19 protein-coding genes and 4 pseudogenes are annotated in these 24,938 nt (G+C 35.2%); 10 read left to right on the top strand and 13 right to left on the bottom strand.

Translation table 11 applies throughout. The features are described 5' to 3' along the window. Position 1: 1 nt before the first annotated feature. The gene (locus OM966_RS04445; protein ID WP_264328963.1) at positions 2-316 is read right to left on the bottom strand and encodes a DMT family transporter; all 315 of its coding nucleotides are present in this window, start codon (positions 314-316) and stop codon (positions 2-4) included. 108 nt (positions 317-424) lie between these two features. Further along, entirely contained in the window at positions 425-1,531 is a 1,107-nt protein-coding gene (locus OM966_RS04440; protein ID WP_264328962.1) for a D-alanyl-D-alanine carboxypeptidase family protein, read from the bottom strand. Positions 1,532-2,505: 974 nt separating this feature from the next. Between OM966_RS04440 and radC the strand changes: the two genes are divergently transcribed. Then, positions 2,506-3,180 carry a RadC family protein gene (gene radC / locus OM966_RS04435; protein ID WP_264329049.1) on the top strand — a complete coding sequence of 225 codons (675 nt, stop codon included), beginning with the start codon at positions 2,506-2,508 and terminating at the stop codon, positions 3,178-3,180. 52 nt (positions 3,181-3,232) lie between these two features. Here radC and OM966_RS04430 read toward each other — a convergent pair whose 3' ends face one another. Next, entirely contained in the window at positions 3,233-6,646 is a 3,414-nt protein-coding gene (locus OM966_RS04430; protein ID WP_264328961.1) for a UvrD-helicase domain-containing protein, read from the bottom strand. 81 nt (positions 6,647-6,727) lie between these two features. Between OM966_RS04430 and OM966_RS04425 the strand changes: the two genes are divergently transcribed. The 8 genes and pseudogenes from OM966_RS04425 to pstB all read left to right on the top strand — a co-directional run bounded on the left by OM966_RS04425 (position 6,728) and on the right by pstB (position 13,300). After that, on the top strand, positions 6,728-7,594 hold the full coding sequence (locus OM966_RS04425) for a 4-(cytidine 5'-diphospho)-2-C-methyl-D-erythritol kinase (protein ID WP_264328960.1): 867 nt from the start codon (positions 6,728-6,730) through the stop codon (positions 7,592-7,594). Positions 7,595-7,598: 4 nt separating this feature from the next. Continuing rightward, positions 7,599-7,964 carry an Mth938-like domain-containing protein gene (locus OM966_RS04420; protein WP_264328959.1) on the top strand — a complete coding sequence of 122 codons (366 nt, stop codon included), beginning with the start codon at positions 7,599-7,601 and terminating at the stop codon, positions 7,962-7,964. A gap of 1 nt (position 7,965) precedes the next feature. Continuing rightward, entirely contained in the window at positions 7,966-8,775 is an 810-nt protein-coding gene (locus tag OM966_RS04415; protein ID WP_253307337.1) for a metal ABC transporter permease, read from the top strand. A 131-nt stretch (positions 8,776-8,906) separates the two neighbouring features. Continuing rightward, a complete protein-coding gene (locus OM966_RS04410; RefSeq protein ID WP_264328958.1) occupies positions 8,907-9,095 on the top strand; it encodes a hypothetical protein in 189 nt (62 codons plus the stop codon). Between the two features lie 5 nt (positions 9,096-9,100). Further along, a complete protein-coding gene (gene holA, locus OM966_RS04405) occupies positions 9,101-10,117 on the top strand; it encodes a DNA polymerase III subunit delta (protein ID WP_264328957.1) in 1,017 nt (338 codons plus the stop codon). Between the two features lie 278 nt (positions 10,118-10,395). Then, positions 10,396-11,288: pseudogene (locus tag OM966_RS04400) on the top strand (Rpn family recombination-promoting nuclease/putative transposase). A 462-nt stretch (positions 11,289-11,750) separates the two neighbouring features. Further along, positions 11,751-12,545 carry a 4-hydroxy-tetrahydrodipicolinate reductase gene (gene dapB, locus OM966_RS04395; protein ID WP_264328956.1) on the top strand — a complete coding sequence of 265 codons (795 nt, stop codon included), beginning with the start codon at positions 11,751-11,753 and terminating at the stop codon, positions 12,543-12,545. Beyond that, entirely contained in the window at positions 12,542-13,300 is a 759-nt protein-coding gene (gene pstB / locus OM966_RS04390; protein WP_264328955.1) for a phosphate ABC transporter ATP-binding protein PstB, read from the top strand. Before dapB ends, pstB begins: the two co-directional genes overlap by 4 nt. A 379-nt stretch (positions 13,301-13,679) precedes the next feature. On the opposite strand, the pseudogene OM966_RS07355 reads toward pstB, so the two are convergent. Together OM966_RS07355 and OM966_RS04375 are read right to left on the bottom strand one after the other, a co-directional pair. Beyond that, positions 13,680-15,014, bottom strand: a pseudogene (locus tag OM966_RS07355) (DNA recombination protein RmuC). Between the two features lie 100 nt (positions 15,015-15,114). Beyond that, entirely contained in the window at positions 15,115-15,813 is a 699-nt protein-coding gene (locus OM966_RS04375) for a hypothetical protein (protein WP_264328952.1), read from the bottom strand. Positions 15,814-16,105: 292 nt separating this feature from the next. On the opposite strand from OM966_RS04375, the gene OM966_RS04370 reads away from it, so the two are divergent. Then, complete coding sequence (locus OM966_RS04370; RefSeq protein ID WP_264328951.1) at positions 16,106-16,231, top strand: hypothetical protein; 126 nt, start codon at positions 16,106-16,108, stop codon at positions 16,229-16,231. A gap of 20 nt (positions 16,232-16,251) precedes the next feature. Here OM966_RS04370 and OM966_RS04365 read toward each other — a convergent pair whose 3' ends face one another. From OM966_RS04365 to OM966_RS04330, 8 genes and pseudogenes are all read right to left on the bottom strand, one after another. After that, the gene (locus tag OM966_RS04365; RefSeq protein WP_264328950.1) at positions 16,252-17,037 is read right to left on the bottom strand and encodes a phage major capsid protein; all 786 of its coding nucleotides are present in this window, start codon (positions 17,035-17,037) and stop codon (positions 16,252-16,254) included. Then, positions 17,030-17,957, bottom strand: a pseudogene (locus OM966_RS07560) (IS110 family RNA-guided transposase). The gene OM966_RS04365 and the pseudogene OM966_RS07560 overlap by 8 nt, the downstream one beginning before the upstream one ends. A gap of 191 nt (positions 17,958-18,148) precedes the next feature. Further along, a pseudogene (locus OM966_RS04350) lies at positions 18,149-18,589 on the bottom strand (phage major capsid protein); the annotation flags it as partial. A gap of 517 nt (positions 18,590-19,106) precedes the next feature. Beyond that, positions 19,107-19,778 carry an orotidine-5'-phosphate decarboxylase gene (gene pyrF / locus OM966_RS04345; RefSeq protein ID WP_264328948.1) on the bottom strand — a complete coding sequence of 224 codons (672 nt, stop codon included), beginning with the start codon at positions 19,776-19,778 and terminating at the stop codon, positions 19,107-19,109. A gap of 165 nt (positions 19,779-19,943) precedes the next feature. Then, complete coding sequence (locus tag OM966_RS04340) at positions 19,944-21,155, bottom strand: coiled-coil domain-containing protein (RefSeq protein WP_264328947.1); 1,212 nt, start codon at positions 21,153-21,155, stop codon at positions 19,944-19,946. A 13-nt stretch (positions 21,156-21,168) separates the two neighbouring features. Then, positions 21,169-22,134 carry a coiled-coil domain-containing protein gene (locus tag OM966_RS04335; protein ID WP_264328946.1) on the bottom strand — a complete coding sequence of 322 codons (966 nt, stop codon included), beginning with the start codon at positions 22,132-22,134 and terminating at the stop codon, positions 21,169-21,171. Positions 22,135-22,308: 174 nt separating this feature from the next. Continuing rightward, positions 22,309-22,875 (bottom strand): class I tRNA ligase family protein, encoded by a 567-nt coding sequence (locus tag OM966_RS07350; protein ID WP_405197144.1) that lies wholly within the window; start codon positions 22,873-22,875, stop codon positions 22,309-22,311. Positions 22,876-22,888: 13 nt separating this feature from the next. After that, positions 22,889-24,898: a valine--tRNA ligase gene (locus tag OM966_RS04330; protein WP_405197139.1), complete on the bottom strand. Its 2,010-nt coding sequence runs from the start codon at positions 24,896-24,898 to the stop codon at positions 22,889-22,891. Positions 24,899-24,938 lie beyond the last annotated feature (40 nt).

Raw genomic sequence — 24,938 nt, 5'->3', positions numbered from 1 at the left:
TTTAAATAGAGAGCTTTAGCCCTATGGTTCCTATTACAATTAAAATGATACATAAAACTTGAGATAAATTAATATTCTCTGTGAAAGTGGTTGCACCAATTATAGTTATTCCAATTGTGCATATTCCAGAGGAAACTGCATAGCATACTCTAATAGGTAGAAAGCATGCTGCAAGAGATAAAAAGTAAATGCTAATGATCATAATTACCAATGTTGCAATCGAAGGCACAACTTTAGTAAAACTGTTACTAAACTTTAACGTTACAGCCCACAGTATCTCTAGAATACTAGACAGCAACAAATATAACCAGCACATTTTCGTAACATTTCAATCTTGTATTGTAACAGAAATTGTTAGTTAAAACTACACTAAAGTGCAATAGATCTCTCTTTCGAAATTGCTTTGAAAGCCAATATATTAAACTTAAAATAACATTCTAAAAAACTTTTCTACGAAATTCAATTCCTGTACGTCATTTGCTGCATAAAGAGGTGTAGTTTGTTGCTCAATATCTGGTATTTCTACAAAAACTTTGCCCACTTCTTGACCTTTTTTAATGGGTGCAGGTATCATATCTTTATATTCAATACGCACCTTAATTTGGTCATGCAATTTGCGGTTGTAAGTTATGGTAACATCGTTTGCAACTGTAATAGGCACTTTTTTATCTTTTCCATAGAGAACATTTACTTCCTCAACTACACTGTCTTTAGCAAATATTTTCTTAGTATTAAAATGTTTCAAGGAGTATTGTATCAGTCTTTTTGCTTCTTCTATTCGCTCTTTCTCAGTGTTTAAACCATTTACGACAGCAAAAATTCTCCTATCATTTCGTTTTGCAGATGCTACAATGCCATAACCACCAGCATTTGTATAACCGGTTTTTAAACCGTCAACCCCAATGTCGTGAAAAAGTAGAAGATTTTTATTCTTTTGTGCAATTTCGTTATATGTCAAATATTGTTCAGAAAATAAATCGTAATATTCAGGAAAATCAGTGAAAATCCTTTTTGCCAGCATTACCAAGTCTTTTGCGCTCATAAAATGATCTCCATCTGGCCACCCGCTTGAGTTGACAAAATGACTGTCATTCAGGTTCAAATTTTGTGCAACCTCATTCATTTCAGCCACAAAATTCTCTTCTGATCCTGCAATACCCTCGGCTAGTGTTATGCAGGCATCATTACCTGAGACTATTGTAATTCCTTCGAGTAATTCCCTCACCGTAACGGATTGACCTTCTTTCAAAAACATAGAAGAGCCTTTTCTTTCCCACGCTTTTCTGCTTACTCGAAATTTATCCTCCATATTTATTATTCCAGCTTTTAGATAATCGAAGGCTATATATAAAGTCATTAACTTGCTCATTGAAGATGGGGCCATTTTTTCATCGGAATTATGGTCAAAAATGAACGAGTCTGAAGCTAAATCTAAGACTATTGCTTGCTTTGCTTTGGTTCTAAACTGGTATGAGTATGAAGAAAAAGGAAGTATAAAAACTAATAGCAAAATTACCAATCTGCTTAACATATCTATAATTTTAAATTTACAGTGCACTAATTAATAGTATAATTTTACAGGGGCATTTCAATAGATCTCTTGCATAAAAATTCCTTGACAAACTCCGCCAGTCCCCTTATCATGAAACTGAAGCTATTGTATTTGCTTTCGCCAATCTGCAGATTAAGAGGTAAGGATTACTTAATGTATCGGCGTCTTATGTTCAATTTTTTGCAGTATATAGATACTGTATGTCTTTACAAAACTTCATCTACATCTAGATTTTTATCTAAATAAGCTGAGCGCGCTTACAAAGCGTTACAAGACATCAAAAAATGCCAATACTCGACAAAGATAGTAAAGGACTAGCTAACTCGGGGTTTCTTTGCCTTTTTTTCTGCTTGGTAAATTTCTTAATATTTATAGCAACATGAACTGGGCAGGAAGGTGTCATCCCAGTGCCCAGACACTGGGATCTAGCTAAGTTAGTGAGTGTAAAAGTAGCCAACCTTACGTTAAAACACAACGTTCTTGATGAGATTGCATAAAAACTGGATTCCTTACATCATAGAGGCACTGCCATTATAGAGTGAACCAGTGTCTGGGCACTGGGATGACATTATAGAGGCACTGGGATGACAAAAAAAGGAGCTACTCGGATGATATTATAGGAGCACTGGGATGACATTATAGGAGCACTGGAATGATACTATTATAGAGTGAAATGAGATCCCAGTGTCAGCTACTCGGATGACATTATAGGAGCACTGGGATGACATTATAGAGGCACTGGGATGACACCCTGACAACCGTCATCCCGCTACTTGTTAGCGGGATCTAGAGATACCGAGGCGGTATGACGTAGAGCTCGCGTCAACTACTTTGATGACACCATTTACTGTCTTCAAAAATGAATGTTCTTACAATTATGCGCCATGTGCTTTATTAAATATTTTACTTAAAAATTCAATTTCTTATTATAAGAGATAAGCAATTCATTAATGATGAAAAATTACAAAAAGGGGCATAGAAAGCGCCTAAGAGAGAAAATTATTTTAGATAATGGACAATCATTACTTGATTATGAAGTTTTAGAGCACATTTTATATTCAGCATACAGTAGAATTGATGTAAAGCCGATAGCAAAGAGTTTGATAGAAAATTTTGGCAGTTTGAATAAAGTTTTTAATGCTGACCTGGAAGCACTGCAAAATGTTGATGGTGTCAGCAATGCAGCAATATCTGCCATCTTTTGTTTGAAACAAGCCTTTGTTCGTTCTGCAAGAGAAGAAATAAAAGACCTGCCTATAACCGATAACTGGGAAAAATTGCTTGATTATTTAAGAATAAGCATAGGAAGCCTCAATAAGGAAAATTTTCGCGTCATCTATATGAATAAAAAGTATCGTCTAATAGCGGAAGACCTGCAAAACGTTGGTACAGTAGATCAAACTCCTCTTTATGTCAGAGAGATCATCAAGCGCGCACTTTTGATTGGTTCAACATCCATTGTAATATCTCACAATCATCCAAGCGGAGATACACAACCTTCAAATAGCGATATATCTCTCACTAGGCAACTAGCAGAAGCTTGCCAAAGTATAGGAATAGAATTAATAGACCACATTATTATTACATTCAGTAGCTATTTTAGTTTCAAGGAAAATAGGTTGTTGTGAAAGCTTGTAGATTTTGAAATCCTTTTTATTGCACTCTTGTAATCAAGTTTCGTTAAAGGTCAGATTGAATGGTTAAATCTTCCACCCAAATAACCACACACTCTACTTGCTTGTTTGGATATATTTCTTGTACTAAGGTTTTATAGATCAGCATTTGCTTTTTTATTTCATTTAATAAGGAAACAGAAACGTTACGGTGTGATTTGTAGTCAATTATGATCGCTTTATCTTGCGTTATGCATAGCCTATCTAGTCGTACTAATACTGGTTCGCCATCGATTATTCCACTCAGTGTAATCTCTGATTTGCCCTCTAAGTCAAACAAATAGCCATATTTTTCATTAAAGGCTAATATTTTACTGTAAATTTCATCCTTATCTTCACTGGTGTTTATATTGTCAAGATATTTTCTGACCCAGTTTTTTCTCCTTTCTTTTTCTATCTTGGGCATATATTGTAATATGCTGTGGATTATTAAGCCTCTTGTATAACTGTCTTTCGTTTCAGCGCTACTTTCTTTCATTCCAGTACCCCTATTTGTCATCCCAGTGCGTGACACTGGGATCCAGGCTTCTTTTTTTCTGGATTCCAGCATCAAGTGCTGGAATGACACCGGAGAGTGAGTAGCTGATGCTGGTTCTCCTTCTTTTTTACTGGATTCCAGTGTCAAGCACTGGAATGACATTGATAGGTTTGGCGGGAGCGAAATCACTGGAATGTCAAAATAATCACGTTTTTTATAAATGTAAGGGTAGTTTGCGTTCACACATAGCACTTCAACTTTTTCTTTAAATATTGGCTGTAAATATGCTTGTTTCTTTTCATATGGTTCTCCATACTGAGTGATTAGATCATACCAAGAGCCCTTTTGCACTGGCTCTTTACTTAAGATGTATAACTCATCTTCAGCACGTGTGAGTGCTACGTATAATAAACGCAAATATTCGTTATAATCCTCTAGTTTTTTCTCTCTTTTTACTTGATAACAATAAGCGTTATTGTTTTTTCCACACCAAAATGGCACTTCCGTTCCATCAAAGATAATGCTTTCACTGTTTCTTGGCACTGTGTTTGTATCAACCAAAAATACTATGGGAGCTTGCAGACCTTTTGATTTGTGAATTGTCATTATTCGCACAGCATTGTGTTCTGATTGCATATCATTCTTAATCTCCTGGTTATTTTCCTTGATCCACTGAACAAACGCTTGAAGAGATGGGTTTTCAAATTGCAACACAAGGTTCATAAATTCGTCTAGAACCTCGAAGCACTCAAGACCTAGCCTTGCAGCAAATTTCTTCTTACCTGTACGCAATATATGTGTAAATAGTGCAAGAGGAGACTCTATGCGAGATAAGTTAATGAGATAGTTTAATTCACTATAGATAACCACAGAATAATCCTGAATTCTTTCCCATAGTGAATGCTCTTTACGGTCATATGCAATGTTAAATAAATCATCCTCGGTAAAATTGAATAACGGTGATTTTAAAGCATTTGCAAGAGCTAGATCATTTGCCTGGAGGAGTAAAAATTCGGCCAAAGCTATTAAGTCCTGCACGGCTATATAGTCCATAATTCTAAAATAATCTCGGCCTACAACTGGCACGTTTGCTTTTTTAAGTTCGCTTATTATGTAATCAACTAACACGTTTCGTTGCCGTACCAGAATCACAATGTCCCTTGGCTCTATATGGCGATCTTTAGCGACTAAAATCCGCCCTTCGTTTAACCAATTGTGAATTCTGTTGGCTATTGTTTGAGCAAGTAATCGGTCTGTTATTATATAATTTTCCCTGCATGTCAGAGGAATTTGTAAAGCTCGCTGTTCTTTCTCTTTACACTTTGGTAACGCTGGCCAAATTTCAATATATCCTTGATCATTTTCTCTATGTGGAACATGTTTTATTTCATTATCAACAAAAGATATTTCTGCGCGGAAGTTGTTAAATATTCTATCTACAAGCATTAAAACTTCTGGAGTTGAACGAAATGACTTTTCAAGTTGGCATGATATCCAATCTCTGCCACCAGTTTTCGTATGAAAGTATTGTTGCATGTAGTTGAATAGATGGGGATTTGCTCCTTGAAATCTGTATATGGATTGTTTTACGTCACCAACTACAAATAAGGTTCGCTTTTCATCATTACCGGCAAAAAATTCATCGCAGAGATTTGTTATAATTTTCCACTGGCTGATGCTATTGTCTTGTGCCTCGTCAACAAGGATGTGATCTATTTTTTGATCCAAGTTAAACAATATCCAATCTTTGTAGTTTGGATTGCTGAGAAGATTTGTTGCTAAGCCAATTATATCATTGTAGTCAAGCAGTGCGTTTTTTGATTTTTCGCTACTGTATAGATCAACATATACTTTAAATATATTAAGTAAGCTACTGGTTCTCTTGAATATTTGATAAGAGTTCATGTCTTTTATATGAGTAAATACTACATTCTGAACGCTCTCTATTATTTGCTCTGCATCTTTAAATTTTTCCAAAGTACTTTTTGTTGCAATGGATGATATGCTCTTTTTTTCGTGCGATTCTGATTTGAGAAATACCTTGGCTAAATCTTCTATTCTGGTGTCTTTCCGCTCCATTCCGGTGTCATCCCAGTGCGTGACACTGGGATCCATATTTCTTTTTTTCTGGATTCCAGCGTCACGCGCTGGAATGACAGAGAGTGGTGGAATGATAGGAGATTTTACAAGGAATCTATTACACCAATCATAAAGTATTTCACTATAACTCTGATCTCTTTTACTGCCTTCACTTAATATCTCGGCTAATCTTTTTATGTGCTCAGTCGTTTCACTCTGTAAGTCATGAATTTCATCTGGAGCACTGAGTTTATCTTTGATATATTCTGAATCATTTTCTGATATCGATCTTTTTATACATAAAGTATAAAGCAAATCGCGTAGTTTATTTTCATCAATTTCAGTTGCAATAAGGTTGATATCATCCTGCACAGTTTCGTTATGAAGCACTTTATTGAATATGATGGAATGTAATTCTTTACATTCACTCAGCGTACAATTTGGGGTGATGCCAGCTTCTATGGGAAAGTTGGAAATTAATTTGTAACAGAAAGCGTGTATGGTTTGTATAGTTAGACCAAGATTTTCCAATTCAGAGAAAAGCCTTCTTGCTCTTGTTAAATAATCTTTATTTTCTCTGGTCGAGCACTGGGATGACAAATAGGGGTACATCGGAAAGAAATCTAATTGTTCTAAATCTGCTATCAACACACTCTCTGAGCATATTGCCCACTTACTGAGTATGCTGTGAACACGATTCTCCATCTCGTTTGCTGCAGCATTGGTGAACGTTAAGCAGAGAATATTTCTTTTGTTTTCTAATAAAAGTCTCAATACTCTGTCTATTAAGATTTTTGTTTTGCCTGTACCAGCGGACGCATTTACCCATACAGAGAAATTAGGATTTATGGCATTTTTTCTCATCAGAAGTGCGAAAACCTTATAAAAGTTGACTAAAATAGCATTATACATATAATGTAAAAATAATCTTAGTGAAGATATATAATGAAAAGTTTTTGTGTAAAGGCGCCTGCAAAAATCAATCTTTTTTTGCATGTTGTAAATAAGAAGGAAACAGGATATCACTTGATTGAAGGTTTATTTGTCTTTGCTAATCTTTCTAATTTTTTGGAAATAAAAGTAGGTGAGAAGTATTCTAGATACGATAACTCTACAGTTGAATTTGTAAATTCCGAACTTAGAATTAATAACAGGTACAACACCGTAATGAGAGCAGTTAATCTATTGCTTAGATATGCTCCTGCGCGAACTAAAGTCATTGTAAAGGTTGTGAAAAATATACCAATTGCTGCGGGTTTGGGCAGTGGCTCCTCAGATGCTGGAGCTGTGGTACGTACGCTAGGGAAGCTGTGGAAGATTGATAGGACGATTTTAAATGAAATAGCTTTAAGCGTTGGTGCTGATGTTCCTGCGAGTATAGATAGCAAGCCAGTTTTTGTTAGAGGTATTGGTGAAGAGTTGTGTCCCATAAAAAAATTCTCTCTACCCACAAATATAGTACTGGTGAAGCCGAAAAAAAAGTTTTTGAGCACACTAGAGGTATTTTCCAAACATGAAGGAGAATTTTCTGAGCCAATTAAATGGAGCGATGACGCTGAAAAGGATTTGTTGAAGCTTCTTAAAGAGACGAGAAACGATCTTCAAGAGATAGCAGTAAGTCTTGTACCTGAAATTCAGGATGTGATATCAACACTTGAGTCACAAGAAGGCTCTATACTTTCTCGCATGTCAGGCAGTGGTGTATCATGCTTTGGAATATTCGATAGTGAGGAAAATGCAAAAGCTGCTGCAGTTAATATCAGAGAAAAGCAACCAGAATGGTGGGTATGTGACACTCAATTAATAGTTTGACTTTATGGATATAACTCCCTTAATTTCCGAGAATAAAAATCTTATAAATGGTTACAGGGAAGGAAAATTTTTAGTGAATAATAGAGAATATTGCGGCTCAATTATAGTTTTTCCTGAAAAGGTGATTAAATTGAAAGAAAGTGATATAAATAGCAAGGAACATTTTAAATCTTTTTTAACAGAGGAAATAGAAATTTTGATAATAGGTACTGGTAAAACACGCAATATACCAAGTTCTTCAGTGAAGTCCTATCTTATGGAACAAAAAGGTTTAAATTTTGAATTTATGACAACCGGTGCAGCATGCAGAACCCATAACGTTTTAATATCCGAAGATAGATTTGTTGTCAGTTATCTAATAGCCATATAGCATGCTTGAAATGTTTACCCAGGACTTTTTCATCAATAGTCTAGTTGCAGTAGTCGTAATTAGCCTAGTAACAGGCGCTTTAGGATCGTTTATGATATGGCAAAGGTTATCTTATCTTGGTGATAGTTTGTCCCATTCTTCGTTGCTTGGTGTTGCACTTGCTTTAATCTTTAAGATTAGCCCATCGCTTAGCATAATGCTCATTGCAATTACATTTGCTATACTACTTTCTCTTAATTTTAACAGATTATATTCTGCTGATACGATATTGAACATTGTTACCAATGTAGTTTTATCATCGAGTTTAATACTTATGTCTTTTCTTCCATCGGGCAATAATAGTATTATTAGCTCACTGTTTGGTGATATATTAACGCTCGATCAAAGTGATATAATATTGATTTTTTTAATCTCTGTAATAGTTACTTTGATATTAATATTTAGATGGCGTTATTGGTTAATGATTTCAATTAATCAAGATTTAGCAGTAGTTGAGAAGATTAATGTTAATTTTGTTAGACTAGAATTTTTAATCACTCTTGCTATATTTATAGCAATTGCTGCCCAATTAATAGGAATATTACTCATTGCTGCATTTTTGCTAATACCAGCAGCATCTGCAAGGCTCATTTCGAAAACTCCAATGCAGATGATTATTGTTGCAACAGTTTTTTCTGTGATTTCTGGGATATCAGGTCTGATGTTATCTGCAAGTTTTGATTTGTTAACTGGACCTGCAATTATACTTGTTGCAGCCGTATATTTAATTATCGCTTATTTTATAAGGTTAGTATTAAGCAGGTTGGCTTGATTTTAGTCTCGAATGTTAATAATTTTGTAATATACTCATTATAAAACATCACTATCTTAGCACAAAATAGTCTTTGCTATATTATTGTTTATGTGCTAATGATAAGCTGTTAATTTTATGGAGTAAGCAATATGAGCGAAGAAAGATTTTTTTCCAAATATATATCTCAACCTGTGAAAAAATTTTATAATTATATTACAGGAAAAACAGAAGAGTCGGATAATGTGCAGAGTACGGCAGATGATGTGCACAATATTGCGCAAGAAAACTCAGAGTCTTTGGATACTCATGTACAATCAAATGAGAATGATATCATATAGATGGCATGAGGGTCATACCATCCAAAGTTAAAAAATTCCTAGAGAAACCTGATGCTTTAAGTGGTGTGTTAATTCATGGAAGTGATAACAGTAGGGTTGGTTTTTATGTACAAGAAATAATTGCCAATTTGGATGAGTATTCAGTTCAGGTGATGGATTTTGCAATAGTGAATAAGTCACCCGGTTTACTGTTTTCTGAATTGGCAAACATTTCGATGTTTACCAGCAAAAAATTAATTAAGCTGATAAATGTGAGTGGGGGTATATCCAAAGAGTTAAAAAACGTATTGGATTATAACGCAAGTGGTCACTATGTAATGATGGTAGCAAGTGATCTTCCATATAATTCTGCGACTAAAAGTTATATGGAGAGTTCAAAAATTTTTGGTGTGATTGCTTGCTATAAGGACAGCAACAGCAATCTTTATGACATTATATCAAGTTACTTAAAACAAAATGATATAAAATGCACAAATGAGATAATCTACCATTTGCAATCTTACTTTAATCATAGCAAGCTGCCTATATGTTCAGAACTTGAGAAGTTAGTTTTGTACTTAGGGGAGAGAAAAGACCTAAAACTTACTGATATAGAATTATGCTTTTCAACTTCCGGCAACGACTATGCTACACTTGATGATCTATGCTCTACCATAGCAAGTAAAGATATGTCGCGCTTCATTAGAATTTCTAATGCATTGATATCGCAAGAAAATTTTTCACCGATAGCGCTAATTCGAATTATATCAAATTATTTCCTACGCCTTGAAAACGTTTTGCTGTCAGTGCAAGGTGAAATGAGTGAGCAGGCTGCGATTGATCAGCTAAGCCCTCCATTGTTTTTTAAACAATTACAGAGCTTTAAATCTCATTTGAAAAGTTTGCAACTTTCAGAACTTAAAAAGATTTTGGAAGAATTGATAAGCTTAGAAGTTACCTGTAAAAAAACTGATTTAGATCATAAAATGATTTTTCAGCAGGTGATTTGTCATATTACAAATACAATTACTTGCTATAGCTAACAAAGATAAGGTGTAACCAGACTGCATTCTGTGATTTTTAGCAAAACACGATCTTTCATTTGAGCTTTCTTCAATTTAAAATAAATACAGAAAATTGCTGCCTATAGCTAAACTGACTTAGATTTACCGACAATTTGAAAAACCGTCATTCCGCTACTTGTTAGCGGGATCTATGCTAAGAGATACCGCGGCAGCATAGCTATAGCTATCTTCAAAAATATGGTTGAATAATTGTTAATAACAGTGTATAATTATTAATATTTTCAAGCATTTTTGCCATGGCTCTTTCAAAATTTCTCGATCCTCGCAATGATTTGTGTTTCAAAAAAATCTTTGGAACGGAAAAAATAAGAATATCCTGATCCACTTTTTGAACGATATTTTAGGGTTTACTGAGATAAATGCAATACAAGAAGTTGAGTTTCTTAGCACTATTATGGATCCCGAAGTTGCCTCTGATAAACAAAGTATTGTTGATGTTCTCTGCAAGGATTCTCACGGAAATAGATATATAGCAGAAATGCAGCTCGCTAGAGACAAGGGCTTCGAAAAACGCGCTCAATTATATGCCGCTAAAGCCTACTCAAGACAATTAGATAAATCTGGCAACTACATTGATTTAAAGAAAGTCTTCTTTATTGCTATATCAAATTGTAACTTACTTCCTGAAGAAGTTGATTATATTTCTACTCACAATATACTTGATATAAAAACTAACGGCCATTACTTAAAAGATTTTCAATTTATCTTTATAGAATTGCCCAAATTTTCAAAAAGTAAAGTAGAGCAGTTAGAAAGTATAGTAGAAAGGTGGTGTTTCTTTTTTAAATACGCAGAAGAAACAACAGAAGAGGACTTAAAAGAGATAGCAGAAAAAGCGCCAATAATAAAGCTAGCATATGATGAATTAGACAAGTTTCGTTGGAATGAAAAAGATTTAGTAGCTTACGAAGAAAGAATAATGGATCTACGGAAAGAAGAAGCCATTCTTGAATACAGACTTGATCTTGCTGAAGAGAAAGGTATACAAAAAGGTATAGAGAAAGGAAAAATTGAAGGGAAAATTGAAGTCGCAAAAGCAATGCTGGCTAATAATGTTGATGTCAACACTATTGTCAAGTTTACTGGCCTTTCTATTAGTGAGATTGAAGAATTAAGTGGAAATCTGTGAACGGTTACACTTGGAAAACCTTTGTGGCATAATTTAAGTGGGCAGCGTAGTCTACGATTACCGCATAATTTACTATATAGATATTCCAGAACATATAGACTTCAATTGAACACAGAAAAGATTCTTATCAAAGTTAATTACCCTTATTGTCAATAACTATTAGCTACAGACCAGTTCTTGTTAAGTTACAGTAAAGAAATGAGTCATATATAGCTAAACTGACTTAGATTTACCGACAATTTGAAAAACCGTCATTCCGCTACTAGTTAGCGCCGCGGCGGTATGACGTGTTGCTTGGGTCAGCTATAGCTAAAGTAACTTAGGTTCACCGACAATCGTCATTCCGCTACTAGTTAGCGGAATCTATCCGCAACGGCATGACGTGTTGCTTGGGTCAGCTATAGAATATAGATCAGAAGTGACAGAGCTTAAAAAAAGGCCTAATATAACACAAAAAGCTTTATGAAAATCAGAGTTGGAGTAATAGGCTGCTTAGGCAGAATGGGCAAGAAAATACTCAATGAATTAATTACAAATGCCGAAGTGGAAATAGCAGGTGCTGTTGCCCGTTCAGGCAGTAAGTACATGGACTTAGATATTGGACCAATTATAGGCTGCGGTTCCAATCTAGGAATTAAAATTACAAGTTCTATTAATGGCATATTTGAGTCATCTGACGTTGTAATAGATTTTACAACTAAAGAATGTATGTTAGACTGCCTTAAAGCATCTGTAAAATTTAAAACACCGCTGGTTAGTGGCACAACTGGAATAGAAGGTGTCGATTTAAAAGAGTATGCTGCTGAAGTTCCAATATTATGGTCAGCAAATATGAGTGTTGGGGTTAATGTGTTGCTGAAATTGGTAAAAAAAGCTGCTGAGCTTTTAGGTAATGAATATGACGTTGAGATTTGGGAAATGCATCATAACTTAAAAAAGGATTCACCATCTGGAACAGCTATAGAACTTGGCAAAACAATTGCTAACGCTTCAAAAGTGGATTTTCAGTCCAATCAATATTCACATAGTGGTTCAAACATAAGAAAAAAGGGGGAAATAGGTTTTGCAGTATCTCGTGGAGGTGGAGTAATAGGAGATCACAGCGTGATGTTTGTTAATTCTGATGAACGGATAGAACTAAACCACAAAGCAATTGATCGCACAACATTTGCTAGAGGAGCTGTTCAAGCAGCAGTATGGCTATATGAAAATAAAAGAGAAATTCCTGGGCTCTATTCAATGCAGGATGTGATATGAGCAATACACGTGCCTCTGTTAAAGATTTAAATCTCTGGTATGGCTCTAAGCAAGTTTTATTCGATATAAATTTGAATATTTATAAAAGAAAAGTTACTACTTTTATCGGACCATCCGGGTGCGGTAAATCAACATTTTTGCGTTGTTTTAATCGTATGAATGACTATGTACCTGGATGCAAAACTGTTGGTGAATTAGATATCGATGGGTTGGGTGATATATATTCACGTGATATGGATGTTGTGCTACTCAGAGCAAAAGTTGGCATGGTATTTCAAAAGCCAAATCCTTTTCCAAAATCAATATATGACAATGTTGCTTATGGGCCAAAACTGCATGTTATGGTAAAGGATAAGCAAAAATTGAATGAGATGGTGGAAAATAGTTTAACTAAAGTTGGCTTATGGGAAGAATTAAAAGACAGATTGCAAGATAGTGCACTCGATTTATCCGGTGGCCAACAACAGAGGCTATGCATCGCTCGCGCAATTGCAGTGAAGCCAACTATTTTATTAATGGATGAACCGTGCTCCGCTCTTGATCCAATGGCAACCAATGCAATCGAAAATCTTATACAAGAGCTGAAATTAAGGTTTACTATAATTATGGTAACTCATTCAATGAAGCAAGCTAAAAAGTTATCTGATAGTGTAATTTTCTTTCATAATGGCAGAATTGTTGAGTCTGGAAGCACTCAAGAAATATTCGAAAATGCTCAATCTCCCTTAACAAAGGAGTATATCCTGGATCATTAAATTTCTGTCATCAAAGTAGCCTGGCTACTTTAAAAAATGTATCCGTATGCCGTATCTGTCGTTCAGCATGGTATAGCTAAACTGACTTAGATTTACCGACAACCGTCATCCAGCTGCTTGTTAGCGGGATCTATAGCTAAAGTGGCTTAGGTTTACCTACAATTTGAAAAACAACAAATTCGTCATTCCGCTACTAGTTAGCGCCGCGGCGGTATGACGTAGGGAAAACTTTCTTGGGTTAGCTATAGAGATACCGCCGTGGTATGACGTACTGACTTGCACTAGCTATAGATCTAAAGTGAAACTTGAGTGAGAAATATTTAAGTAATAATTTTCCGCCACAAACAATACTTTCTTTGTTTGCTAGTGCAATAGAAGTCTAATCTACTTTCAATTCCCCAGTATGTAAACTGCGCGGTAAGGACTCTAATTCCTTTGCAGCACTTAAACTTTTATTTTTTGCATGTATACCAAGCTTATTGAATTCTCGGGCAGCAGGAAACACCCTTGCTTCAAGCGAACCAGCAGTTTTATTATAATGATCGACAGCGCTTTTTAAGCTCCTGCGCAAATTATCAAAGTTTTCGCCCATTGTGCAAATGCGCTCATATAAAATATGACCTAGTTCACTGATTTTCTTTGCATTTTCAGCTATCATCTCTTGCTTCCATCCATATGCTATTGCTCTCAGCAACGCAATTAGAGTGATCGGTGTTGCAATGATCACTTTTTTTTCCACTCCAATCTCTATCAAAGCAGGCTCATATTCCAGTGCTGCGCTAAAAACCCCTTCCCCTGTTAAGAAAAGCACCACAAGTTCTGGCGTATTTTCAAATTGATTCCAATACTCTTTTTTACCCAAGTCATTTATGTGTTTTTTTATTGCCAGGGAATGATTCTTTAATTTCTCCTTTTGTATTTGCAAATCATTTTGTGATATAGCATCCATGTAAGAATCAAGCGGCACTTTAGCATCTATTATTATTTGTTTTCCAGATGGCATTTTGATTATTAAATCAGGACGCAATAAATTATCCTCGTTTTTATCAACCACTGACGGCTGAGTAAAAAAATCGCAATATTCAATCATTCCTGCTATTTCTACCACTCTTTTGAGTTGCATTTCACCCCACTTTCCTCTAATGTGGGGGCTTTCTCAAGGCATTAGCAAGGCTAGAAGTTTGGTTCATCAGCGCTCCAATTTGCTCCTTTAAACCTTCATAGGCCCCTACCCTCTCCTTTTCTAGCTCACGTATTTCGTTATCGAATTTTTCTAATTTTTCTTTTATTGGCGTTACAACTTCGTTAATCGTTGCTTGTCTTTTTTTAAAATCGCTTTCCGTTTCCTTTAATTTACTATCGATTACTTCCTTCGCTAAGTTCAGAAAATTATTGTTATTTGTCTGCAAAGCATCAAGAGAGAGCGCTTTAAAAGTGTTTGTTAATCTCTCCTCTGCTTTTGTTAGTAATTCTATTTCCTTTTTCTTTTCCTCACGTTCTTTTTGCAGAGTTACTTCAAGTTCTGCTCTTTTGACCCTTAAATCAACTATTTCTTCATTCTTCATAAGCAAACTTTGCTTTTGTTTCTTGAAGTTCTTGCTCTAATTTACATAAATTATCCTCAAGGTTTGCTTTCTTTTCGCTCAGTTTTTTTTACGATAATGTAGAAAAATAGTAATAGAGAGACAACCAGAGCTATAGAATTGAAAAGCATCAGAATAAAAGAACTGCGTTTACAATTCTATATGATTTTTTGAGTGTATAAGAAAGAAAAAAAGAGCACCTCTTTAGGTGCTCTTTATTATAAAGGGTTGCTATGCATTAACTGATAGATCATCACCAACAGTGTGTTGTTCTGCTTCTGAATTAGTAGTTTCTGAATTTGGTGTGTTACTATTTGCAACAACTTTGGGAACCGTAATCGGATTTTTAGATATCTGAGTTACGGCAACGATTGCTTGCTTCTCATTCAGACCTAACATCTGCTCCATTGTTGCCAGTTCGTCAGACGAAGTTTTACCATCATGAGATGCTACTGACTCTATACTCAAGAATGCACCCTCACTGTTATTAGCGTCAATAAGTTTGTTGCAAGTAATTTGGAATATCCCTCCTTTTTCACATTTGATATATACACGGTATTTTAATTTATCCATACTCTCGGTATAATTAAGATCAATGTTACCACTAAGACCTACACCATCACCAAAAATTTTAGATGTATGATTTGTCGTTACAAATAGTTCCAGTACTCCATTTGTGTTTTCACAAATACTGCCAATAACAGGTAATTCATCATGTGGCTGTTCAGGCTTAGCTTCATTATCCAAAGTTTTTGGTAATGTCTCGTTTGAAAACTTTCCTTGCTGTAATGTATTTTGTTTGGTAACCCTTGTTTCACTTTTTTTACCACCAAACAACCACTTCCAGCCTGATGAAATTTTTCTTGCAATCCACGAAATTCCCGTGCGATCAGCAATCCACTTAAAAAACTTTTTTATACTTTTCCACATATTTTACCCCTTAAATTAATAATAAATTAATTTAATTATTTCATAAATAGTATAACATGTCAACTATTTTTTACTTTAAAGAGGAAATAGACTTCTCACATTATAAAAAACCATTAGCCCACTCTTTGATGTCATTCCAGCGCGTGACGCTGGAATCCAAATTTTTTATACTGGATCTTATGGTCAAGCCCACAGATGTATGAACATTGTCTACCAGGAGGGTGTCATCCCAGTGCTTGACACTGGGATCCAGGAATTTTATTAAGTTGGTAAGCATAAAAGTAGCCGTTTTATGTTAAAATACAACGTTTTGATGATTATGAAAAGGCTGGATTCCAGTGTCAAGCACTGGAATGACAAGAAGAGGGCATGGGATGACAGGAGCGGAGCTATACAAAAAGAAGTAAAACGGCTCTAAAGATGATGCTATAGAAGTTTTTAGTACTTGCTCGCAACTTTCAACAATTTAATAGCACTGGTGTTTACAACCTCTCCGCCGACACGCTTAGTGACAAAAAACCTCACATAAGGTTTATTCGTATAAGGGTCTCGTAATATTCTCATTCCTCTGTTATCTACAATCTTATAAGCTTGTTTGAAATCTGCCATCGCAATTACCGGTAGCTGATTGTTTGGCACCGGTGGCATATCGGCAGATTGATATACTGGTATTCCCATTAAGGTATCTGGAGCTTCAAGCGACAAACTTGGTTGCCAGAGATATTGGCCCTCTTGAGATTTTAGCAGCCTAATGTTCTTCAACGTACTCCTGTTCATCAAAAATGACGCATTTTTGGAATAATATTCGTCCAGAGAGTAATACAACATCATTATTGAATCACTATCTAATTTTTCAGTTTTAACTTGCTCTATTTTATTATAACTGTTTCCATTTTCATAAGTTAAAATTCCTTTGGGTTGAAAAGTACCCTCACCTTTAATGAAGGCTTCGCTTTCTTCCTTACTAAAAGTCTCGGCAATCTTTTCTACCAGCCAACTCTCAACATCGACAAACGCATCATCGAGTAACTTTTGTGATATCTGTGGTTGAGCATATAACTCGTAAGTCGTGATAGAAATCTTTTGGATTTTAGGCGTGTCCGTATCTTTTGCAAAATCATACTTAGATTTATTGCCACCGTCCTCATCATCTACTGTTTCACTGCTCCAACCTGCACCGGCACGGTCAAAATCTTCTATAATGTAATCTACCGTCTTAAACATCAAGATAAAAATTATTGTTTTTTATCATAGCATTTAAACAAATGATGATTTTTCTCATTACAGCAACTAAAGCGACTTTGCCAGAGTCAACTAAACGCTGGTAAAATACTTTCATTTTTTTATTATGACGCATTGCAACCACAGCAGACATGTATAATGCTTTTCGAGCATAAAATCTGCCACCTATGACTTGGGCCTTGCTCACTTTCCTTCCGCTTTCACTAGTTTTTGGTGCAACTCCAACTAGACAAGCTATTTCCTTATTATCTAACCTACCAAGTTCAGGTACCTCTATGAGTAGGATACTTGCGGTTTTCCGTCCAACACCTTTATAGCTAGTTAGCAGTTTGCTTTTTTCCTTCAAATCAGGATCAGAGTTTATTATATCTTCTATGTCTTGCCTAATTTGCTCTAATTGTTTTTTTGCAAATTCTATCTGTTTTTCTATATATTCCCTGGCTTTTCCTGTAACCTTATGCAAACGACACTTATTTGCATGAACTTCATCGTTTAGATTGCGCTCAACTGCTCTTAGCTCTTTTAGTTCTTCTTGCTTTTGTGAAACTATGTATTCTATTACTTCGTCATTTTTTGTGATAAATTCAGCATATTTTTCTAGTAATTTTGCATCTAATTTATCTGTTTTTGCAAAGTGGTTGCAGGCTTTTGCAAATGCATACCCGATTTGGGTGAGCTCTGTGAACAGCTATGTTATGTTCTTGTAACAATTTTATTACAAGTTTCTCATAACCTCCTGTGGATTCTACTACACATAACTTAACAAATACGTTAGCCATTTTCGACTTTATAAACTCAGATATAGCTCTCTCTGCATTTTCTATACGCTGATGTTTATTGTTGATTGAGATATCAAGTGTTTCTTTTGAAACATCAATACCCACAAAAACTGTTCTAGCCATTTTTGTACCTATAAATATAATCAAATAATAATGTAAATGCTGTACAGGATTGTGATTCGATCTTTTAGATCCTCCTACCGTTCGTACTCCATTTTTTAAAGCTAGGAGTGTACTGAGATGCCTACGATTTCTATCAATCAATCCAATTGATAGTATCACTCCTTGCTCATTATAGTCTTGCGACTTTGATTTAATATACAATCCAATGTTTCAGTAGAGATTCTTTGACTGGAGCATATTTGTCGCATTTGGGACGAATCAGTTACGCGCTTGTTTATGCGTTTTACAATATGCGGAGTAACTAGATACCCTCCGGTATCATTATCATCTCCACTGAGGGTTTTGTGTGATAAACCGCTTTCCATTCCCTTGCGGATATAATCAGAAAAATATTTATCACTTGTGCTAAAATCTGTATTTACTTCTGGAAGTTGAGCTGCAGTTTCAATCAAGTCTAAACGCTCTTTGCAACTATCAATGGCATTATTTACCTTGCATAGCTGCTCAATCGTTGCAGAATCAGCACGCCCTTTGCTCTCAATTTCTTTTAATTTGCAATCATTTATTAATTTAAATTGCTCCCATGATGAAGCAAGTTCATTAATACGGTGAGCGATATCGGTAAGTGACATAATAGCCTCCTTTGAAAATGAAATAAAATGAAAATGGAAAATTAGTTAGCATTAGACTTCTTTTGAATTCTGCAGGCAACTGTGTTGTAATTTGAAGACAGCAAATGGTAAAACTATACGAACATTTGTTTTTGTTAAGGTGCCACACAACAGATGATGTCATTCCAGTCTGGAATCCAGGAATTTTAATTATAAGAAAGCACACTAATTAATAAGTATAAAAGTAGCTGGAAAATAAACATTTTTGATATGGAAAGCTGGATTCCAGACTGGAATGACACCGAAGGGGCTACTCGGATGACACCTTCTTGGATGGAAAACCGGGTTCCAACGCCACACGCTGGAATGGCATCATTTTTTATCTGTTGAAAATATAAACCGGAAAACAGCTTGTCACTTTGTACCACGCTTAGCACTGTAAGCTTAATTCAGTAATTAAATTAAGCGAGATAAAATAAAAGATAATAACACTATATAACGTTCGTTTTTTTATGTCAAGCACTTTTTTTTATCTGCTTCAATTAGTAAGGGATTTCAATATTAATTCTGCACTACTTGCAGTTTTTGTAATGGGTCTGCCAATGACAATATAATCAGCTCCTAAATTTATTGCTTCTCTTGGTGTTGCTGTTCTTTTTTGGTCGTCATGACCTGGATCTATACGAATTCCTGGAGTAATAATTTTCAAGTCTTCACCGCATTCTCGGCGCACTTCTTGAGCTTCTAGTGCAGAACAGACTATTCCATGGAGTCCAATCTTTTTTGCAAGCTTTGCAAGCAAAATTACCTGTGATTTTACCTCTCTTGCTACTCCAAGCTCGTTTAAATCCTCATTGCTCATACTAGTTAGCACTGTCACTCCAATCAGCTTTATTTTTGTGCCTTGCACCACACTTAGCGCTTCTTCAAGCATTTTTGTTCCACCGCTAATGTGCAGAGTTAACATTTCAATGCTCGGAACTTTTATTACTTCAACTGTTTTAGCTACAGTGTTTGGAATGTCATGCAATTTCAGATCTAAAAAAATTGGTACATTGCATTTTGCAACTTCTTGCACTCCAGAGAGACCATGAGCAGCAAAAAATTCTAATCCCAGCTTTAACATGCCAACTTTACCACGCAGAGTATTAGCTAGAGAAATAGCCTTATTTAAGTCTTGTGTATCCAGTGCGCATATTATTGGGTTCATTATCTTGCATAATTTTTTTTATAATAAAGCTAATTATTATGTTTTGCAAATACCTTCACTCTGATTACGTTCATAAGATTCTGTCAATAGTGAATTTGGCAATTTGATCGGGGTGGATGAGCGACTGTTATATCCAGAATCTTCCTCGGATCCATATCCAGGATCTCATGCATGTAAAGGAACAGATGTTTCGTCTGGCGATGATGCATATACAAGATCTTCCAGCGAAGAAGAAGGCGTTTTGTCTGGCAAAAGCCGTGCAATTTCTTCTTGTAACGCAAACTTTAATATTTGAATCGTATTTAATATTGCTTTTCCATCATTATTTCTTATAGGTTCTTCTATATTGTCTGTTACGCATCTTATCAACAGTTGCACAAAATTCACTTGTTTTTCTTTCTCTTTCAAAAAATCTTCTATTTGACTGTCTCGCTCTAAAAGTGAATTTCTTAAATTTTTTACTTCATTATTACAATCTTTTCTTATCTCGTCTAACTCAAAAGATTGATTTTTAATTAAATCATCTGCTTTATATAGCTCTTCAAATTTCCTTTTTAATTCTTGAGATAAGTTTTTATTTTTCTGATTAATTTCTTTAAATTTACATTGTAATTCATCTAATTCTACACAAAGTTCTTCTTGTCTTTTATGTAATTCTTCTTTTTTTTCACATAATATATGTTTTTCCTTACACAATTTTTCTATTTCCTTATATAATTCTTCATTTTTTAATTCTGCATGTTTATTATTGTCTATTTTCCTTTTCAATTCCGTCATGCGTTTTTCTTTTTCAGCTAGATTACCTTCTTTTTCTTGTAACTGTTCACATAAATGCGTGATTTCATAAAGTAATTCTTCTTCTTGCTTACCAAGCTCATCTTTTTCCTTCGTTATCTCTTTCAATTCGTCTGTTATTTCAAATATGTGATTCGCTTTGGCTTCTAACCTTTTCTCTAAAGATTTTTTTTCTTCAAGAAGAGATTCTCTCTCAACTTCTGACTCATTTACTTTCTGATCCAATTTTTTTGCTCTCTTGTTTAAATTTTGCTTTTCTCGAGTTAATTCACGTGATTGATTCTTTAATTTTTCCACTTCTTTGTTTGCAGCTTCTTCAGCTTCCTTTCCTAGAGTTATTTTATTTTCTAACTCTTGCTCTTTCTGAGCGAATTTATTTCTCTCAACTTCCAGTTTCTTATTATTACTAATTATTTTATACGAAAGTGCAAGCACCAAAACAGATAATGTAGCTAAAGCAAGAATTAGAGGAAGAGGCACATTAGAAGTTACAGTAAGCGCTAAAGATGTAAGTAACGTAAGAGTAGCTAAGGAACTAGCTACAAAATAAAATGTGTTAGCTTTGTTAAACAAATTGCTCATTACTCCCCTCCCCTCATGAACAAAACTTCAGCAGTCTTGTATATATTCTTTCCAAATCAGAATTACGTCTTCTTAATTTACTGCATTCGTCATCCAAATCTTTTTCGCTACTTTTCAACTTACTGTTATTATCGCGCAACTTTTCATTTCCTTTTCTTTCTTGATCCAAAAGTTTATTTAACTCTCTGATCTTATTAAGATCTTTAGTTTTTTCCTCTTCTAATTCCTTGCATAGTTTTTCTTTTTGTTCTAAATCTGCAGCTAGTTGGTGCATTTTTTTTGTTAGTTCACTTAACTTTTTTGTCGATAGTATTTCTTCTTCCTTTTCCTTTGCACTCTTTAATTCAGTTTGTAGAGAAGAAGTTTCGCCTTTTTCTTTTCTTAACTGCACTACTAATTCTCCTACTTTTTTCCTTCTCTTTTCTAAACATGTTTCCAATTCTGTTATTCTTTCTTCTAATAAAAGAACTAAAGTTCCTTCATATTTTAATTCATGTAACTGCCTTTCTAAGGAATCTACTTCTTTTTGAGGCTGAGATAATTCCTCCATTAAAGAACCTACTCTTTCATTCAATCTTGCATTTTCATCACGTAACTCTTCAGTATAATGAAGAGAATTTTTCTTTTCACATTCTAACTGACTTACTTTCTTATTTAATTCTTTTACTCTCTCGTCTAAACCCTGCTTTTCTCGAGTTAATCTATTTAGTTGATTATTCAATTCCTCCACTTCTTTGCTTGCAGCTTCTTTAGCTTCTTTTTCTAGAGTTATTTTATTTTCTAACTCTTGTACCTTACTCTCAAATTGTTGTTTTACGCTTTCTAACTCTTGCTCTTTTTCAGCAAATTTATTTTTCTCAACCTCTATTTTCTTATTATTACTAATCATCTTGCATGAAAGTGCGAGTATCAAAGTAGATAGTATAGACAAACTCAAGGCAACAGGAAGAGCTACATTAAAGACTGCAACTGAAGACAAGACTCAACATAAGGGGCAACAGCAAGTGTCCCAGAGCAAGCAATACCAAAGTAGCAAAAGCACCAGCTATAAGATATGGTGCATTGGCTTTATTATATAAATCCCCCATTATTATTCCCTCACAACTAAAGTATTATAATAGCATAAATGTCAAGGGAAGTAAAGCTATAAAAATCAGTATAAGTCTATATTCACTATGTATTTCCCGTCTTCAGTTTCAAGCTCAGACTGCATCCACTCTATCATTTCCGCATTGCAAACTGCTTGTAGGTCATTCTGCGCGGATTGATTCAATTTGTCCTCTCGTAGATCTGCTTTTATCACTAATTTCTTTATCAAATGCTTAACTGATACATTATTATCTGCTTTTATCTTTCTGATAATGTTTAATATCTGCACGCAATTGTCTCCCATTTCCTCTGAATATTTATCGTAGATAAGCTCTTCTAATTTTGGCCAATTACTTTGATTGTGCACAGAATTATAACTATACAACTGGTGGTATATCTCTTCTGTAATGTAAGGCAAAAAAGGTGCAAATAACCGCAAAATAACATTTAACACATACGCCAAGCTTTGTTTTGCACTTAAGTTTGCCTCGCTGTCTACTTTATCTCCATATGCGCGCTTTTTTGCTAATTCCAAGTAGTTATCACAAAAGTCTTTCCAAAAAAATTCCTCTATTACGCCCAAAGCTTCGCAGTATTCAAACTGTAATAGGTTATTCGTTGCTCTTTCTATAACTTTGTATAACTTAGGACAATATCCACTTATCTATTGTCTCGTGAGCAGAATTTATGCTCATTACTTGATGCTTTTCCATGAACATGGAAACAAACTTGCTAGCGTTCCAAAGTTTTGTAACTAAGCGCTTGCCAATTTTAAATATATTTTCAGAGTAGACTGTATCAACTCCAAGCCTTGAGTTCGCTGCCCAATAGCGTACTACATCAGCTCCATAAGTTTCAAGTATTACATGAGGAGTGATGATGTTACCTTTTGATTTACTCATCTTTTTCTTATCATCGGCTAAACACCAACCGCTGATCATAATGTTTTTCCAAGGTAAAGAATCTGCATGATAATGTGCTTTCAAAATCGTATAAAAAGCCCAAGTTCTTATTATCTCATGGCTCTGGCTGCGCAGATCTGCAGGAAATATTGTATTATAGCGATGATTTGGTAAGCTAAACTCACTGTTTACTGCCAGTGCACTTAGTTGAGGAGTAATTGAACTTGTGGCCCAGGTATCCATTACATCTTGATCTGGGATAACCTCTTCTTTGCTATACCCTTTTGGCAAATCTTTGAGTGGATCTATAAGTAGGTCCTTTATCTCAGCTAGAATAATTTTACCTTCTTCTCCCTTACGTTTGGAATACCACGCTGGAAATGGCACACCAAAATAGCGCTGTCTTGAGATGCACCAATCCCAATTTAGCCCTTCTATCCACACTTCCATGCGTTTACGCATATTGCTTGGATGCCAATTGCATTCTTTTACTTTATCTAATACTTGAGCTTTTTGCTCTAAGATCTTGATAAACCATTGATAAGTAGGCAATATCTCAAGTGGTGCACCAGACCTTTCTGCGCATTTGACAGAATGAGAAATGCTAGTGCTTTCTATCAAAAGTCCTTTTCCACTCAAGATTTCAATCATCCTCTTTCTTGCTGCTGTAACTTTCAATCCATTGATTTCATTGTAGATTCCAGTGTCACGCGCTGGAATGACGCCGGGGTGTGGTGGAATGACGTCTTCTTTTGTCATCTGAGTAGCCCTTTCTCCTGTCATCCGAGTAGCTGACACTGGGATCCATTCTTCTATTTCCTTATTGTATGTTGGAATGACACTGGAGTGAATATCTTGCAGGTTCATCCTCCCATCCTGATCGATGATAATTTTCATCGGCAGATTATGCTTTTGCTGCCAATATATGTCGAGCTCATCACCGAATGTACAACACATAACAAGCCCAGTGCCTTTATCTACTTTAACCTTATCATCAGCTATTATTGGAACTTTTTCCTTTGTTATTGGCGCTACGGCTGTTTTGCCAATCAGATGGGTGTAGCGTGCATCCTCTGGGTGGCAAAAAACTGCAACACATGCGGGAAGTAACTCAGGTCGCGTAGTTGCAATATTGATCTGCTCATTTTCGTGAGTAGAGAAAACTATCGTGTTTAAGGATGACTCAAAAACTTTATCTTCTATTTCTGCTTGCGCAATTGCGGTTTTATCAACCGGATCCCAAAGAATAGGTTGCATTTTTCTATATGCATACCCTTTATTATATAGATCGATAAACGACATTTGAGAAAGTGTCACAGTTTCCTTGCTGATCGTGTGATATTCCAAACTCCAGTCATAACTAATGCCGACCGATTTAAATAGTTCCTTAAATTCTTGCTTTGATTTCTCAATAACTTCATGGCACATCTCTATAAATTTTTCTCTGCCAACTTCTTTTGCACGGGTTTTATAGGTTTGTTCAACCAATCTTTCAGTGGGGAGCCCATTATCATCAAACCCAATTGGATAAAACACATCTTTTCCCAGCATGCGCTGAAACCTTGCAATAAAGTCTGTATGGCAATAGCTGAATATATGGCCAATATGGAGTTTTCCCGATATTGTTGGTGGAGGTGTGTCTATAGTGAAAGTGTTATCCTTTTCACCATTCCATTTATAAACTTTACTACCTTCCCATAATATGTTGTATTTGTCTTCAATTTCTTTAAAGCCGTATTTTTCTTTTAACATAAATATTTCTTAAGTTTTAAGCTCTAAGTTAGCACAACTG

Source organism: Wolbachia endosymbiont (group A) of Andrena hattorfiana (assembly GCF_947179565.1).
In the GTDB taxonomy this organism is placed as follows: domain Bacteria; phylum Pseudomonadota; class Alphaproteobacteria; order Rickettsiales; family Anaplasmataceae; genus Wolbachia.
This window is presented reverse-complemented; position numbering and strand designations above follow the sequence as displayed.

Bases quoted from the DNA above. Each gene is read 5' to 3' on its own strand.
- OM966_RS04375 (WP_264328952.1), bottom strand. From the start codon at position 15,813: ATGTGGAAAAGTATAAAAAAGTTTTTTAAGTGGATTGCTGATCGCACG.
- radC (WP_264329049.1), top strand. From the start codon at position 2,506: ATGAAAAATTACAAAAAGGGGCATAGAAAGCGCCTAAGAGAGAAAATT.
- holA (WP_264328957.1), top strand. From the start codon at position 9,101: ATGAGGGTCATACCATCCAAAGTTAAAAAATTCCTAGAGAAACCTGAT.
- OM966_RS04420 (WP_264328959.1), top strand. From the start codon at position 7,599: ATGGATATAACTCCCTTAATTTCCGAGAATAAAAATCTTATAAATGGT.
- OM966_RS04340 (WP_264328947.1), bottom strand. From the start codon at position 21,155: ATGAGCAATTTGTTTAACAAAGCTAACACATTTTATTTTGTAGCTAGT.
- OM966_RS04440 (WP_264328962.1), bottom strand. From the start codon at position 1,531: ATGTTAAGCAGATTGGTAATTTTGCTATTAGTTTTTATACTTCCTTTT.
- OM966_RS04410 (WP_264328958.1), top strand. From the start codon at position 8,907: ATGAGCGAAGAAAGATTTTTTTCCAAATATATATCTCAACCTGTGAAA.
- OM966_RS04330 (WP_405197139.1), bottom strand. From the start codon at position 24,898: ATGTTAAAAGAAAAATACGGCTTTAAAGAAATTGAAGACAAATACAAC.
- dapB (WP_264328956.1), top strand. From the start codon at position 11,751: ATGAAAATCAGAGTTGGAGTAATAGGCTGCTTAGGCAGAATGGGCAAG.
- OM966_RS04415 (WP_253307337.1), top strand. From the start codon at position 7,966: ATGCTTGAAATGTTTACCCAGGACTTTTTCATCAATAGTCTAGTTGCA.
- OM966_RS04365 (WP_264328950.1), bottom strand. From the start codon at position 17,037: ATGTTTAAGACGGTAGATTACATTATAGAAGATTTTGACCGTGCCGGT.
- pstB (WP_264328955.1), top strand. From the start codon at position 12,542: ATGAGCAATACACGTGCCTCTGTTAAAGATTTAAATCTCTGGTATGGC.
- pyrF (WP_264328948.1), bottom strand. From the start codon at position 19,778: ATGAACCCAATAATATGCGCACTGGATACACAAGACTTAAATAAGGCT.
- OM966_RS04445 (WP_264328963.1), bottom strand. From the start codon at position 316: ATGTGCTGGTTATATTTGTTGCTGTCTAGTATTCTAGAGATACTGTGG.
- OM966_RS04430 (WP_264328961.1), bottom strand. From the start codon at position 6,646: ATGAGAAAAAATGCCATAAATCCTAATTTCTCTGTATGGGTAAATGCG.
- OM966_RS04425 (WP_264328960.1), top strand. From the start codon at position 6,728: ATGAAAAGTTTTTGTGTAAAGGCGCCTGCAAAAATCAATCTTTTTTTG.
- OM966_RS04370 (WP_264328951.1), top strand. From the start codon at position 16,106: ATGTTAAAATACAACGTTTTGATGATTATGAAAAGGCTGGATTCCAGT.